The sequence below is a fragment of the Acetobacter sp. AC2005 genome (assembly GCF_037901235.1).
Lineage (GTDB): Bacteria > Pseudomonadota > Alphaproteobacteria > Acetobacterales > Acetobacteraceae > Acetobacter > Acetobacter oryzoeni.
In genome coordinates this window covers 1255241-1269172 of the sequence record NZ_CP149625.1, presented here as the reverse complement: position 1 = coordinate 1269172, position 13932 = coordinate 1255241, and the positions used below count along the sequence as shown (strand labels likewise).

General features: G+C 48.5%; 15 protein-coding genes and 2 tRNA genes. 5 read left to right on the top strand and 12 right to left on the bottom strand.

Features of this window, described 5'->3' with window-relative positions; all coding sequences use genetic code 11:
• Positions 1-2 precede the first annotated feature (2 nt).
• The 5 genes from QQM41_RS06195 to mnmE are packed head-to-tail and all read right to left on the bottom strand — an operon-like array spanning position 3 to position 5526.
• The gene (locus QQM41_RS06195; RefSeq protein WP_128104695.1) at positions 3-926 is read right to left on the bottom strand and encodes a ParB/RepB/Spo0J family partition protein; all 924 of its coding nucleotides are present in this window, start codon (positions 924-926) and stop codon (positions 3-5) included.
• The gene (locus QQM41_RS06190; protein WP_003629491.1) at positions 923-1720 is read right to left on the bottom strand and encodes a ParA family protein; all 798 of its coding nucleotides are present in this window, start codon (positions 1718-1720) and stop codon (positions 923-925) included. The genes QQM41_RS06195 and QQM41_RS06190 overlap by 4 nt, the downstream gene beginning before the upstream one ends.
• Positions 1713-2309, bottom strand: a complete 597-nt coding sequence (gene rsmG, locus QQM41_RS06185; protein ID WP_339078010.1) for a 16S rRNA (guanine(527)-N(7))-methyltransferase RsmG — start codon at positions 2307-2309, stop codon at positions 1713-1715. The genes QQM41_RS06190 and rsmG overlap by 8 nt, the downstream gene beginning before the upstream one ends.
• Positions 2293-4173 carry a tRNA uridine-5-carboxymethylaminomethyl(34) synthesis enzyme MnmG gene (gene mnmG, locus QQM41_RS06180; RefSeq protein ID WP_339078009.1) on the bottom strand — a complete coding sequence of 627 codons (1881 nt, stop codon included), beginning with the start codon at positions 4171-4173 and terminating at the stop codon, positions 2293-2295. The genes rsmG and mnmG overlap by 17 nt, the downstream gene beginning before the upstream one ends.
• A 21-nt stretch (positions 4174-4194) precedes the next feature.
• On the bottom strand, positions 4195-5526 hold the full coding sequence (gene mnmE, locus QQM41_RS06175) for a tRNA uridine-5-carboxymethylaminomethyl(34) synthesis GTPase MnmE (protein WP_339078008.1): 1332 nt from the start codon (positions 5524-5526) through the stop codon (positions 4195-4197).
• Positions 5527-5677: 151 nt separating this feature from the next.
• On the opposite strand from mnmE, the gene QQM41_RS06170 reads away from it, so the two are divergent.
• Complete coding sequence (locus QQM41_RS06170) at positions 5678-6142, top strand: methylated-DNA--[protein]-cysteine S-methyltransferase (RefSeq protein WP_339078007.1); 465 nt, start codon at positions 5678-5680, stop codon at positions 6140-6142.
• A 265-nt stretch (positions 6143-6407) separates the two neighbouring features.
• On the opposite strand, the gene QQM41_RS06165 is transcribed toward QQM41_RS06170, so the two are convergent.
• On the bottom strand, positions 6408-6686 hold the full coding sequence (locus tag QQM41_RS06165) for a hypothetical protein (protein ID WP_339078006.1): 279 nt from the start codon (positions 6684-6686) through the stop codon (positions 6408-6410).
• Positions 6687-7172: 486 nt separating this feature from the next.
• Between QQM41_RS06165 and QQM41_RS06160 the strand changes: the two genes are divergently transcribed.
• Positions 7173-7616: a hypothetical protein gene (locus tag QQM41_RS06160; protein WP_339078005.1), complete on the top strand. Its 444-nt coding sequence runs from the start codon at positions 7173-7175 to the stop codon at positions 7614-7616.
• Positions 7617-7737: 121 nt separating this feature from the next.
• On the opposite strand, the gene QQM41_RS06155 is transcribed toward QQM41_RS06160, so the two are convergent.
• From QQM41_RS06155 to QQM41_RS06145, 3 genes are all read right to left on the bottom strand, one after another.
• Positions 7738-7814: transfer RNA gene (locus tag QQM41_RS06155), tRNA-Pro, on the bottom strand.
• A 78-nt stretch (positions 7815-7892) separates the two neighbouring features.
• Positions 7893-8477 (bottom strand): TIGR00730 family Rossman fold protein, encoded by a 585-nt coding sequence (locus QQM41_RS06150; protein ID WP_050818923.1) that lies wholly within the window; start codon positions 8475-8477, stop codon positions 7893-7895.
• Positions 8478-8541: 64 nt separating this feature from the next.
• Positions 8542-9759 (bottom strand): MFS transporter, encoded by a 1218-nt coding sequence (locus QQM41_RS06145; protein WP_339078004.1) that lies wholly within the window; start codon positions 9757-9759, stop codon positions 8542-8544.
• Positions 9760-9855: 96 nt separating this feature from the next.
• Between QQM41_RS06145 and QQM41_RS06140 the strand changes: the two genes are divergently transcribed.
• Positions 9856-10431 carry an NUDIX hydrolase gene (locus tag QQM41_RS06140; RefSeq protein WP_339078003.1) on the top strand — a complete coding sequence of 192 codons (576 nt, stop codon included), beginning with the start codon at positions 9856-9858 and terminating at the stop codon, positions 10429-10431.
• Between the two features lie 34 nt (positions 10432-10465).
• On the opposite strand, the gene hemJ is transcribed toward QQM41_RS06140, so the two are convergent.
• From hemJ to hemE, 3 genes are read right to left on the bottom strand one after another with little or no spacing between them, the layout of a single operon-like run.
• Positions 10466-10918: a protoporphyrinogen oxidase HemJ gene (gene hemJ, locus QQM41_RS06135; protein WP_339078002.1), complete on the bottom strand. Its 453-nt coding sequence runs from the start codon at positions 10916-10918 to the stop codon at positions 10466-10468.
• A gap of 2 nt (positions 10919-10920) precedes the next feature.
• Entirely contained in the window at positions 10921-11622 is a 702-nt protein-coding gene (locus tag QQM41_RS06130) for an HAD family phosphatase (protein ID WP_339078001.1), read from the bottom strand.
• A complete protein-coding gene (gene hemE, locus QQM41_RS06125; protein WP_408874576.1) occupies positions 11619-12698 on the bottom strand; it encodes a uroporphyrinogen decarboxylase in 1080 nt (359 codons plus the stop codon). The genes QQM41_RS06130 and hemE overlap by 4 nt, the downstream gene beginning before the upstream one ends.
• Before the next feature lie 369 nt (positions 12699-13067).
• Here hemE and QQM41_RS06120 point away from each other — a divergent pair, with 369 nt between their 5' ends.
• Together QQM41_RS06120 and QQM41_RS06115 are read left to right on the top strand one after the other, a co-directional pair.
• Positions 13068-13706 (top strand): Maf family protein, encoded by a 639-nt coding sequence (locus QQM41_RS06120; protein ID WP_339078000.1) that lies wholly within the window; start codon positions 13068-13070, stop codon positions 13704-13706.
• 91 nt (positions 13707-13797) lie between these two features.
• Positions 13798-13873 (top strand) — tRNA-Ala (locus QQM41_RS06115).
• The last annotated feature ends 59 nt before the right edge of the window (positions 13874-13932 follow it).

Here is a 13932-nt window from a genome sequence, read left to right as displayed (position 1 = left end):
ATTTAGGTTTTTAACATGGCAAGCACAGCATCAAGTTGATCCAGGCTTTTGTAATGAATTTGCAGAGACCCGCCTTTGCGCCCATCAAAATGAACCTGAACCTTAAGCCCTAAACGCGTCCCCAAATCTCGTTCCAAAGCAGAAATTTCCGGATCCTTCAGAACTTTAGGTTCTTTGGTTTCTACTTTTGTATTTTTTGCCTGTTCGAGAGCCTTCTGAACCAAAGCCTCCGTTTGGCGGACAGACAACCCTTTAGAAATAACCTCTGCTGCTGCCTGTATAGGGTCTGGGTGCGCCAGCAACGCACGTGCATGCCCGGCAGAAAGAGTTCCCTTTTTAAGCTCTTGCCGCACCACATCAGGCAAACGCAACAAACGCAGTGTATTGGCAACATGCGGGCGAGACTTGCCTATAGCTTTTGCCAGTTCATCCTGGGTTAAGCTATATTCTTCCATCAACCGACTAAAACCTTCAGCTTCTTCAACCGGGTTTAGATCTGCACGCTGAAGGTTTTCAACTAGAGCAGCTGCCATGGCATCTGCTTCTGACAGGTTTCTTACATGCACTGGCACTTCATGGCACTGCGCCAACTGTGCAGCACGCCAGCGGCGTTCCCCCGCAATAATCTGATAATGCCCAGCTTTATTTGGGTCTGGTCTTACCAGAATAGGCTGAAGAATACCCCGCTCACGAATGGATTCAGCAAGCTCCTGCAAAGCTTCTGGTTCCATATCCTGCCGCGGCTGAAATGGACCTGGCGCCAAAACCTCAACCGGCAATGAACTGGCTGTAGGTGCAGCCTTGCTAGCCGATTTATTGGTGGAAGATGCAGGCTCATCTACAGGAGCAGCATCACCCAACAGAGCAGCCAGCCCACGACCAAGCTTGGGACGTGCGGAGGATTTACGTGACGACTGACCACTCATGATGCCGATGTCCTCTTCATGACTTCTGCTGCCAATGCCTGATAAGCGGTTGTTCCGCTTGCTCTGGAATCATACAGCATAACAGGCTGACCGTGGCTCTGGGCTTCTGAAATACGGATATTACGTGGGATAACCGTTTCCAGAACATCTTTACCAAAGAAGCTTCGTGCATCTGCTGCCACAAGTTCAGACAGATTATTCCGTCTGTCATACATGGTCAGTACAATGCCGGCCATTTTCAGCTCTGGGTTCAGGTTTTTCTGCACACGCCCGATTGTCTTCACCAGATGGCCCAAGCCTTCCAAAGCAAAGAACTCACACTGTAGTGGAGCCAGCACACCATCTGCTGCCACAAAAGAATTCAATGTCAGCAACCCCAAGCTTGGGGGACAATCTATAATCACAAAATCTACGGTCTCACGCAAAGGCTCCAGTGCTGTGCGCAATCTGGTTTCTCGGTGCTCTGCATCTACCAGTTCAATTTCAGCCCCTACCAGCTCTGTATTGGCGGCAATGACTGAAAGATTGTCAATTTCGGTCGGCTGCAAAAGATCATCTGCGGCTTTTTCATGCATAAGAAGCGCGTAAGAACCACCTTTGCGGGAATCATAATCAACCCCCAACCCCGTTGAAGCATTCCCCTGAGGGTCCATATCCAGAAGTACAACTTTAGCACCATCAGCCGCCAGAGATGCTGCCAGATTAATGGCCGTAGTGGTTTTGCCTACGCCGCCTTTCTGGTTTGCAACAGCAAAAACGTGGCAGGCTTTCCCGCTTTTCTTAACCTTAGACACGATTAAAATTTCTCACTTCCAGAATCATACCATCAGAACTTGTCTGGCTTGGATATGTTCGAACATCCATTTTCCAGACCTGCTCCGCTTCTTGGATTTCCTGCACAGCCTGTTGCCCCTTAAGAAAAACAGCTTTTCCTTCTGGCTGTAACAGCGGATGTGCCCACTCCAAAAGTTTCACCAACGGGGCCAAAGCCCGCGCCGTTACTACAGGTGCGGGCTGAACTTTTACACTTTCAAGCCTGCATGGCAAAACTTCCAAATCCGTTTGGGTAAGCCGTGCAGCCTCACGCAAAAAAGCCGCCTTTCTTTGGTCCGATTCAATTAAAACCCCGGGTATTCCGGTTGCTATCCCCACCACAACGGCAGGAAAGCCTCCCCCAGAGCCCATATCAATAAATCGGCTCTGGCCTTGTATCAAAGGAACAAGCTGAAGACTATCCAGAACATGCCTGCTCCAGACATTCCCAATATCCTTAGAAGAAACAAGGTTGATACGAGGGTTCCACTTCTCCAGAAGACTCACAAATGCAGAAAGCTTTTCTTCTGTTTCACGTGAAACATGAACACCCTCAGGCCACTTGTGCATGGTGCTGCCCTTTCTTGAGATAAGCCAGAACAGCCATAAGGGCAGAAGGCGTTATGCCCGGTATGCGTTGTGCGGCACCAAAGTTTTCAGGTCGTGCCTGCTCTAGCCTTTCCTGCATTTCAGCACTCAGGCCACCTATTTTTCTGAAGTCCATATCCTGAGGAAAACGAATTTCAGTTTCCGCCTCAAGCTGTTTGATCTCACGCTTTTGCCGAACCAGATAACCGCTATAGCGTGCTTCTGTTCTCACATAGTTACGCGCGCGCTCGGAATACTCCCGCACCCAAGGCGCTAAAGATTCTATGGCATCTTCATGAGCCGCCTGCCCCATTATCTCCAACAGGTTCCGGCGGCGGCCATCTTGAGCCACTTTAATACCAACTTGAGCAAGCGCCTGTGGGGGCCAACTTTCTGATTCTGCTTTTTGGGTCAACTGGCCTATCTCGTGCATATCCCGCTCAAAGACTGCACGCCTTTCCGCGCCTACGCACCCCCACTCCAATCCTATCGGAGTTAAACGCACATCCGCATTGTCGGCCCGCAATGTCAGACGGTATTCAGCGCGTGATGTAAACATACGGTAGGGTTCGCTCACCCCTTGCGTCGTTAAATCATCAATCATAACACCCAAATAAGCTCTACCACGATCAAGGCTGACAGCTTGCTGCCCTCCTGCCCTTCTTGCTGCATTTACACCAGCAAGAAGACCTTGCGCTCCAGCCTCTTCATAACCCGTGGTGCCATTAATCTGGCCCGCCAAGAATAAATTAGGACACTTTTTAAGCTCTAAAGAAACCGTCAATTCACGTGGATCAACATAATCATATTCTACAGCGTAGCCGTATTGCGCAATAACAGCCTTCTCCAAACCAGGAATGGAGTGGATCATGGCATCCTGCACATCTGCTGGCAGGCTGGTAGAAATGCCATTGGGATAAACCAGATCTCCCCCTTCGTGTTCAGGAAGAGCTTCTGGTTCTAGAAAAATCTGATGTCCTGTTTTTTCAGAAAACCGCACAACCTTATCTTCAATAGATGGGCAATACCGTGGACCTCGGCCCGAAATGGCCCCGCCATATACGGCTGAAAGATGTAAATGCTCTCTGATAATATCGTGGGTTTTTGGAACTGTTGCCGTTATGCCACACACCATCTGTGGGTTTGTGATGGTTTCCGTTAGTCGGCTGAACGGTTCGGGGGATACATCCCCCCTATCAACAGCAAGCGATACCCAATCAATCGTATCGCGCTTGAGGCGCGCCGGGGTTCCTGTTTTTAAACGCGCAATGCGTAGGCCCAGATTTTTTAACCGTGACGCCAATGCAACCGAAGGTTGTTCTCCAATTCGTCCTGCTGGTTGGCTTTTATGTCCGATATGAATAACTCCATCCAGGAACGTACCTGTGGTTAACACAACAGCGCCCGCAGCCCATTGGCGCCCATCTTCACAAGCAACACCAGCAACACGGTTTTGATCATCACAAATCAAATCCGTTACTGCGCCTTCCTCAATATCCAGCCCTTCTGTGTTTGCCAGAATATCCTGCACAGCCTGACGATATAAAAGACGATCTGCCTGAGCTCTGGGCCCCTGCACCGCGGGCCCCTTAGACCGATTGAGTAATTTAAAATGAATGCCGGCGCGATCTGCAGCACGCGCCATAACGCCATCCAGCGCATCAATTTCACGCACCAGATGTCCTTTCCCAATACCGCCTATGGCAGGGTTACAGGACATAGCGCCAACTGTATTTTTATGGTGCGTCAACAAAAGCGTTTTGGCACCACAACGCGCAGCAGCGGCAGCTGCCTCGCATCCAGCGTGGCCACCTCCTACTACAATAACATCGTAAGCCTTGTTCATTGCCTGCCCTTCCTGCACACCTTACTTTCCAATACAAAATTGGCCGAATATCGTATCCAGCAGATCTTCTACACCAACATGCCCCGTTAGCCGCCCCAAGGCCCGCATAGCTAACCGCAACTCTTCACCACGCAGTTCTGGCCAGTCCTGCTGCCATGCTGCCTGAAGGCATTGTACAGCCTCCTGCACACCAGCCTTATGCCGTGCACGTGTAAGAAGCGGCGCCCCGGATGTAGAGGCTGCTGTAAGCTCCTCAACTTTCCTTTTTAGGAAAGCATATAATTCAGGTAGCCCACTTCCTGTTTTTAAACTGATTGCAAGAACCGGATTGCCCTGAATGGTTTTGGGAATTTCTCCAATATCAGCCTTATTGCCTATCAAAACAGCACCAGGAAATACATCATCAGGAGGTTCATTCGCCGGGAACATTTGTAACACACAGTCTGCCTGTTTCACGTGAAACAATGCGCGCCGTACACCTTCAGCCTCAATCTCATCATCTGTTTCTCGTAGGCCTGCGGTATCAACAAACGTTACTTTTATACCAGCGAGAATGCAGGCTACTTCCAAGGCATCACGCGTTGTGCCTGCCTTGGAAGATACAATAGCTGTATCCCTACCCGTAAGCCAATTTAACAAACTGCTTTTGCCTGCGTTTGGTGGGCCTGTAATAGCAAACACAACCCCTTGCCGTATCCGCTCACCGTGCTCACCATCAGCAATATGTTGCTGCATTTCAGACTGTAGTTTTTGAATTTCCTGATTGATTCCGTCTTCCACTTCAGGCGGTAAATCTTCATCTGGGAAATCTATAAGGGCTTCCTGAAAAGCAAGAATCTTTTTGAGTCGCTCAGACCAACCTGAATACAAGTGGCTTAATGCACCATCAGCTTGCGCCAAGGCCAACTTTCTTTGCCCGTCAGTTTCAGCAGCAACCAGATCGGCAATACCTTCGGCTTCAACCAGATCCATGCGACCATTTACAAACGCACGCCGGGTGAATTCACCTGGTTCTGCAGGCCGTGCCCCCGCATTCACCAACGCTTCGGAAACAGCACGAATAATAGCAGGCCCCGCATGCAGATGCAGTTCAAACCCATCTTCACCCGTATAACTTCGCGGTCCGGGAAACCAAAGAACCAACGCCTCATCCAGTAAGTCATCTTGAGCAGAAGCATTGTTCCAGATTTTACGAAGAACAGCCTTACGCGCGTCTGGCACTTTGCCGCAAACCTGCAAAAGAATGTCTCGGCTGCCTGCTCCACTCACACGTAACACGGCTATTGCCGCACGCTCTATTCCTGTTGAAAGCGCAAAGATTGTATCTTCAGCCTGATACCCCAACGCGGCCATCCTTCCCGTTATCGTATGCCTTGTTTCTTCTTGCTGCTTCTAATGCAGTTTTTCATGCAAACGTAGGGTTAAAAAATGATAGCCTCCCCCTTGCCCTTATCCGGTTTACAGAACACCAAAAGATTTTGAACAAAAGTAAGGTTATTTTTTCATGCCCCAACTTTCGCTGCACTCCCCTTTAGGGCCAATCACTTTATCTGAGGAAGACGGAAAAATTATCTCTCTAGATTGGGGATGGGGCCGAGATCAAACCGAAACGCCCCTGCTCTGTCAGGCGCGGGAATGGTTGGATAATTGGTTTGATGATCCTCAGGCTGTCGGTGCTTGCCCGTTTCCGCTAGATCCATATGGAACAGCTTATCAGAAGAAAATTTGGGCGGCATTGCAGGAAATCTCTGTAGGCGAAACCACTACATACGGAGAACTCGCCAAAAAAATTGGTGGCAGCCCTCAATCTGTTGGACAGGCTGTCGGGAGAAATCCAATTCCTATTCTCATCCCCTGCCATCGCGTTGTGGGGACTTCCAACCTTGGAGGATATTCTGGCGATGGTGGTGTGGATGATAAGGCGTGGCTGCTCCGCCTAGAGGGCGCCAACTTTCCACGCCACGCCTAAACTATTCTGATACGGATTCTCGCGTTACAGCGCTCAGCTTCTGTTACTTATTTTGTGTCACAACTTTCTGTGCGGGTATTAAAAAATTTCCCGGCACTGCATCTGACCACAGAAGATGAATCCGTATCATTCCCATAACTTGGGGGCGGTGGATAAGAAGGCGTGCTTCCTCCCTGTTGGGCGCCATTATAATAATAGGATGGTGGTGCATAAATACTCTGCTGTGGTGCCGAATTATATTCAGATGCAGCGGCACTTCCTATCGCTAGACCGAGCACCGAGCCGAACATAAATGGCGCTCCCCAACCCCAGCCACCGCCCCAGTAAGGGTAGCCCCATGGGCCTCCATAGCCCCAACCATAATATGGGTAACCCCAGCCCCAGGGGCCACCACCCCAGCCGCCATACCAACCACCGCCCCATCGCGGCCCCCAGCCGCCACCACGCCAAGGGCCTCCGCCCCAACCACCGGGGCCGCCAGGCCCTCCACGAGGGCCACCAAAGCCACCATGAGGAAAACCTCCTCCAGGACCACCGAAGCCACCGCCTGGGCCTCCATGTCCAAAACCACCGCCGGGGCCGCCAAAGCCACCGTGACCAAAGCCTCCTCCAGGACCGCCGAAGCCGCCGCCTGGACCACCATGGCCAAAGCCTCCCCCTCCACCAAAGCCACCACCGCCTGGCCCGGGGTGAGCATGTGCTGAAAATACAGGAACGCTAAGCCCGCATACCAAAAGGGCCGCCAGCCCTATTTTTTTGGATATTGCAGTCCACATAACATCGGTGCCCTTTGCACTTAACCTTGGATACTGCTTACACGGTATAATACCGTAATATGTCTTTCTTCTAACTATTACATGGGCATTAAAAGACAGTTTGCCACTGCTTTTTCGCTTCATCAGCTAGGATAAAAGATCAGATTGATGTTGCGTTTTTTGCATTCCTGATATACATTTTAATCATTGGAGGAAGCGAAGAGGAATTATCTTCTGCTTTGCCCCCTAACACCCCAAATTAGGAGGCCGGACTCATGGCATGGAAAAAAGCAACTTTTGTTTCCCTGTGGCTTGCTGCCCTTAGCCTGGCCATCTGCTCCACTTTTATTTTTATTGCATGCGGGCTTAAGTTTTCTATTTTTCATTCTGGTTTAATCGTCAATCAGTCTGATTTTGTAGATAACACGCCGTTTTCTATTTATTTGTGGCAGATGCTGCCTGAAACAGCACGTTGGAATGATTATGTGTTTTCTGGTCCTGGTTTGATCGGTCTGGCAGCTTTCTTGGCTAGCATTGGTTTAGGTTCTTATGCCGCCATAAAGCTGGAAGAGATCAATCACGCTGCCCTTGCAGCCAAAAAGACGGAAATGCACCGCTGGGATTCTTTGCTGATTGGGCCTTCTCTGGAAGACACCTTGCAGAATTTTCAGCATCCAAATGCATCAGACGTGCAGTCTTATGTTGTTAAAAGTGCTTAATATCACAACATAATTTATGAAAAATGCTTCTGCTTGGAATCCATTCCGGGCAGAAGTTTTTTTATGCCATGCGCATATTCTGCACAGATATTACATAACAATATATTTTTAAGGAAAAATCTGGTCGGAGTGAGAAGATTCGAACTTCCGGCCCCTGCGTCCCGAACACAGTGCTCTACCAGGCTGAGCTACACTCCGATTACACGCTGCCTATACAGCGCTCTGGCCTAAGAGGCAAGAGTAGAAATGAGACTTCCTACCCTTGCACGCCTTATTTTACATCACATCCATACCCAATGCTTCAGCTGGCTCCGTAACACGAGAGCATTCAAGAGCTGCGGCGGCATTAGGCACAACACTTAGCAGAGATCTTGCATCTACTGAGGCAAAACCCTGTTTCACAGCCTCATCAAGCATAGCTACAACCTTATCGCCCCACCCATCTACGTTAATAAGCACGATGGGCTTATCGTGGCGCTTAAGCTGCTTCCACGTCAGAATTTCCAAAAGCTCCTCAAACGTTCCAAAGCCACCGGGCAAAACCCAAAAAGCATCGGCCCGTGAAAACATAATTTGCTTACGGGTATGCATGGAATCCGTAACAATCAGCTCTGAAACTTCTTCATTCATCTTTTCTCGGGTTTTCAGAAACTCAGGAATAACACCCGTAACGCTTCCACCTGCCTGAATAACGGCATGGGCCACAACGCCCATCAAACCATTTGCACCGCCGCCATAAACCAGACGGATTCCTGCTTTGGCCAATTCTTTCCCTGTTTCCTGCGCTGCCTGCTGATACACAGGCTTAACACCCATACGGGAACCACAGAATACAGCGACTGCACGCACATCAATTGTCATTATTTATGTCCCTCCAAATCAGTTTCTAAAGTTTTAAGTATCTGTCTGTTACGGTAAAATGGAATTATCCATTTTCCTTACGATAAACAAAAGCACATATTCCCACACCTAAAAGGCTCATAAGTGCTGTTGTCAAAAACAATCCCTGATACCCCCAATACGGGATAATAAACCCTAAAACAGGCCCAGATAAGCCAAGAGCTATATCAAGAAAAACAGAAAAAGCGCCTATGGCAATCCCTTTATTTTCTGGCTTGGTATGGGCCACAGCCCCTACCCCCAAAGCTGGAAATAAAAGTGAAAAACCGACACCCGTTAGCGCAGCCCCTATGTTTGCCCAAATAGGTGAATGCCCCATAGCCAATACACATAAGCCCAAACTTTCTATAAGTAAGGAAACCAATGCAACAACTGTGCCACCACGCTTTGTTATCTGAGTGGTAAACCCAAAACGTGTCAAAACAAAAACACATCCAAAAATAGAGAGTGCTGTTGCAGCACCTTTCCAATTCTGGTCAGCAAAATACAATGTCAGCAAAGATGAAATGGCACCAAACCCAATAGAACCTGCAGCCAAAGCCATGCCATACGGTGCAACCTGGCCAAAAACTGTCATAAAGGAATGGCGTTTATCCGGTGTAGGTGAAAGGGGTTTAACTGCTAGCTGATGCCACGCCCACGGCACCCCTGAAAGCAGCATAAGCATGCAACACAAACCTATGCCCAGAAAACCACCCAGCGCAGCATGAGACTGGTAAATTATCATGGCGATAGGTGCCCCTAACGCAATGCCCCCGTAAGAACAAACACCATTCCAAGAGATCACACGAGCAGTCCCGGGTGTACCTACTCTTTCGATGTTCCAGACAATAACACCTGTTGCTACCCAGCTTTCAGAAATACCTAAAAAAATACGGCCCAATAAAACAACAGCTAAAGCCCCTACAGGCCATGCCGCCAGAGAAGGTGCAAGCATGATAAACAAACCAGAAAGCGCACCCAGAAAAAGCCCAGCAATAACAACTTTTTTAGGCCCACGCGTATCTATCCGATGCCCTGCTCCAATACGGGAGACAAATGTGGCCAGATACTGAACGGAAACAGCAAACCCTGCGATTGCAGAACTAAACCCCAGTTGTTCTTTTACGAACAACGGCACAACAGCCATTTGCAAACCGATTTCTATATAACACAGCAAAGTAAAAACTACGATGGCAAAGATAGACCATAGTGTTTTTCCTACAGGCTCTGAAGCTCCTTCGATGTCATTATTTCCGTTCATTACATTCCTTCATGGCCATGGAGTTACATAATCAGAATCCGTACCAATTTGCTCGCATATGATAGGGTAATGCAAAGCAAAACTTAGGAACCCCACATGAATATGTCTGCACCAGATGATGAAGGTTACATCACCGTTTCCACTCGTATCACTTATGAAAACCCATGGACCCGTGTGCGAGAAGACATTATCCGGCTACCCAATGGTAACGATGGTCTCTACGGCATTGTGGAACGGGGGGATTTTGTTGTGATCCTTCCTTTGGGTACATCTGCTGATGGCCGCCCAACTGTTACTCTGGTCAATCAATATCGCTACCCAATTAAAAAACGGTTGTGGGAACTGCCAATGGGTATGTGGGAAGCGCGACCCGATGCCAAAATGGAGGAAGTTGCCGCAGGTGAGCTACGGGAAGAAACAGGATTACGTGCCCAATCACTACAGCATGCAGGCATTGTTTATCAGGGTGCTGGATATTCCACCCAGAAAGGTCACGTATATTTGGCTACAGGGTTAACTCAGGGAGAACGCCAGCTAGAAGATACAGAACAAGGGATGTCATGCCATACCTTCCTGCTTTCGGAAGTAGAAGACATGATACGAAAAAATGAGATAACCTGTATGGTCAGTCTGGCTGCGTTTGGTCTTTTACGTATTAAAAACATGGTCTAGAAATAAAAAAGTCCCTGTTATGCAGGGACTTTTTTTAAAATGGTCTTACAACAACCATAATAACAATAACCATCATCAAGATGGTCGGCACTTCATTGGCAATCCGATAAAACTTTTCTGAATGGTTATTGCGGTCAGCCGCAAAATCTTTACACCACCGCGCACAACATCCATGAAAAGCAAACATACAGAATACAGCGGTAAGTTTTGTATGCCACCACCCTGCATGCCAATCTACACCTCCTGGTGTCAGCACAAGAAGCACGCCAAAAAATAGGCTAGCACACATAGCAGGTGTCATAATCGCTTTAAAAAGCCGGCGTTCCATAATTTTGAAACGCTGACTTTCCTGAGATCCAACCGCAACCTGGCAATGATAAACAAATAACCGTGGCAGATAAAATAACCCTGCCATCCATGCCATAACAGACATGATGTGAAACGCTATCAGCCAACGCAACCACGGCAAAAGAGCATCTATAACCATTATCAGTGCCCTTGCAGTTGCAAAGCTTTTTGAACCAATGGTGCAAATTGTGAGAGGCTGTTAATTCTTAAAATATTTTTCCATTCAGGAATGGGTTTTTCATCCGCTCTTAGCATAACGCAAGTCATGCCAGCATCAACGGCTGCACGTGCTCCTGTATCACTGTCTTCCAGCACAAGACATTCTGAAGGAGAAACACCTTCTTCTTCAGCAGCTTTTAAATAGACATCAGGCTTAGGCTTTGGAATGCCCATATCTCGTGCAGAGTGAATACGGTTTTCAAAAAAGTGTTCAAGATTGGTGATGGAAAACTTTGCATCCATTTCTTCTTGAGAGGAATTGGATGCAACCCTTACAGGAACACCAAGTTTTCGAATATTGTTGAGCATATCATAAACGCCCTCAATAGGCTCAACACCATTCTTCATGGCAGCCACAAAGCGTTTTTGCATCATGCTTGCCCAGTCTTTTCCCAACTGGGCACCAGTTTCTTTTTCAATCATGTGTTGTATTCCCGGCAATGCCATGCCGGAAAATACTTTTACTGCCTGATCATCCGGCACATTCATACCAACACGTCGGGCTTCTTCCGCACTGATACGACAGCATGTTTCTTCACTATCAACCAGAACGCCATCGCAATCAAAAATAATAAGCTTAAGATGCCCTTTGGGGGAAAGAACCAATGGTTGTTCTACCATCATGCAGTTTCCCTGATCGTGCTTACCAGTTCAGCAACATGTTCAACAGGCGTTTGCGGTAAAACGCCATGCCCTAAATTGAAAACATGTGCACGCCCTCGGCCAGCTTCACGAATAGCCAGAGCTTCACGCTTCATGGCATCCCCGCCCGCCAATACAGCAACCGGATCCAGATTACCCTGAATACCTACATGTTCAGGTAGCATGGAACGCACAATTTTTATATCTGCGCCCGTATCCAGCGCCACAACATCTACACCGGTTTCCCGTGCGTATTCAGCAACCAATACCCCACTTAAACGCGGAAATCCGATAATACGTGTAGAAGGATGCCGGGCTTTAATGGTCTGAACAATTTGGCGAGATGGCGCGATAACGTGTTTGCGAAATTCTGATGGAGATAATAGGCCTGCCCATGAATCAAACAGCATGACGGCTTCAGCGCCAGCTTCAATCTGTTTGCAAAGATATTCAGCTGTTGTTTGCGTCAGTAAATCCATTAACCGATCAAACAAAACCGGTTCTGCATAAGCCATTTGCCGGGTAACGGCAAACTCGCGAGATCCGTGCCCCTCAACCATGTAACAGGCAACCGTAAAGGGTGCGCCTGTAAACCCTAGCAGAGTGGTTGCCCCTGGCTGTGCAACACCAATTTTATCTGGGCCATTCAATTCTTTACGCAAGCGTGTCAGCGTTTCCAAAACAGGCGCTGTAACTTCTGCAATACGTGCCGGATCTAACTTAGCCAGATCCTGTTCAGAACGAATAGCCCCTAATACAGGGCCTTTGCCTTCCACAAACTCCAGGGACTGCCCCATTGCCCAAGGCAAAATCAAAATATCAGAGAATAGAATGGCGCCGTCCATTCCAAAGCGTTTGATCGGCTGCAATGTCAGTTCTGTTGCAATATCCGGCGTCATGCAGCGTGTCAGAAAATCTGCCTTGGCACGCATGGCCCGAAATTCTGGCAGAAAGCGACCAGCCTGACGCATCAGCCACATTGGAGGCGGCCACAGGGCTTCACCATTGAGTGTTCTTAAAAGCCGTTTGGCGGAGGGAATATGTTGGTCTGTCATCATGCTTCGATGTCCTGCCACGTCTTTGTTCACGCTGTCCACGCCCCTCTTCCTATAAAAAAAGAAAGAAATAGGTTTGTAGTTGTTTAAAAGTACTGTGAATGGTGGGGTACCCGGTATTCCAAAAATGTACCCCAGCTTTCCCACACTGTGTACAGATTTTAGGGTATTGGAAAACAAGGACTTTTTAAAGTTATCCAGAAAGTACCCGTACGGAGCTGTGTACAACTCACCGGTTTATCGTTTTAGAGGGTTGTGCCCGGTACTCGGTACGTCGCAGTTATGAGTTCCGTACAATCCACATGTACCCCGGTACTCAGGTGAGTACTCACAGGCCATTTTTTTGCGAGTACCTGAACGGGACTCGAATTGATGCAGGATTTAGTACTAATGCCGACTCCATTACAGAACAAAGATTCGAAACTGCTTTTGGCGAGTGGTTCTTTTTCTAGGCGCAAAATGCTTGAGGAGGTCGGGCTGGATTTTGAAGTCCGCATTGCAGATGTAAACGAAGACATCCTTAAAGCAGCAGGCAAACGTGAAGGCTGGAATCCGGAAGCCGTGGCTCTTGGTTTGGCCGAGGCCAAGGCCAAGGCGCTTTCTATTCAGCAGCCAGATGCTTTTGTTATTGGCGCGGACCAGATGCTGTCCTGCGATTCAGTATGGTATGACAAGCCCAAGGATCTGGCACAGGCTCGTGAGCAGCTTTTGGCACTACGGGGAAACGCCCATATCCTGCACACAGCAGTTGTGCTGTGCCGGAACGGTCAGGTGGTATGGCAGCATGTGGATCAGCCGCGTTTGACCATGCGTTTGTTTTCAGAACCTTTTCTGGATGCTTATTTACAAACAGAAGGCCCTGCTTGCTTGGCTTCTGTGGGAGCTTATAGGCTGGAAGGGCCTGGCTTGCAGCTTTTTGCGCATATAGAAGGAGATGCTTTTTCCATTCAGGGGCTCCCTCTTCTGCCGCTTCTTGAAGCGTTGAGAGAGATGAAAGTGATTTTTTACTGAAAATAGGGGCTTGCCTGTTAAGGGCAGACCATGTAAGAGGCTGGGCACACGCCGCATCTCAAGCAGGTGCTGCTGTGTGCAAGAACAGTGTGGGGCCATAGCTCAGTTGGGAGAGCGCCTGAATGGCATTCAGGAGGTCGTCGGTTCGATTCCGATTGGCTCCACCAGTTCTTACCAAAACCTCCAAAAAATAATAGATCGTATTCTTCAGCTAGTCATTTTGTGC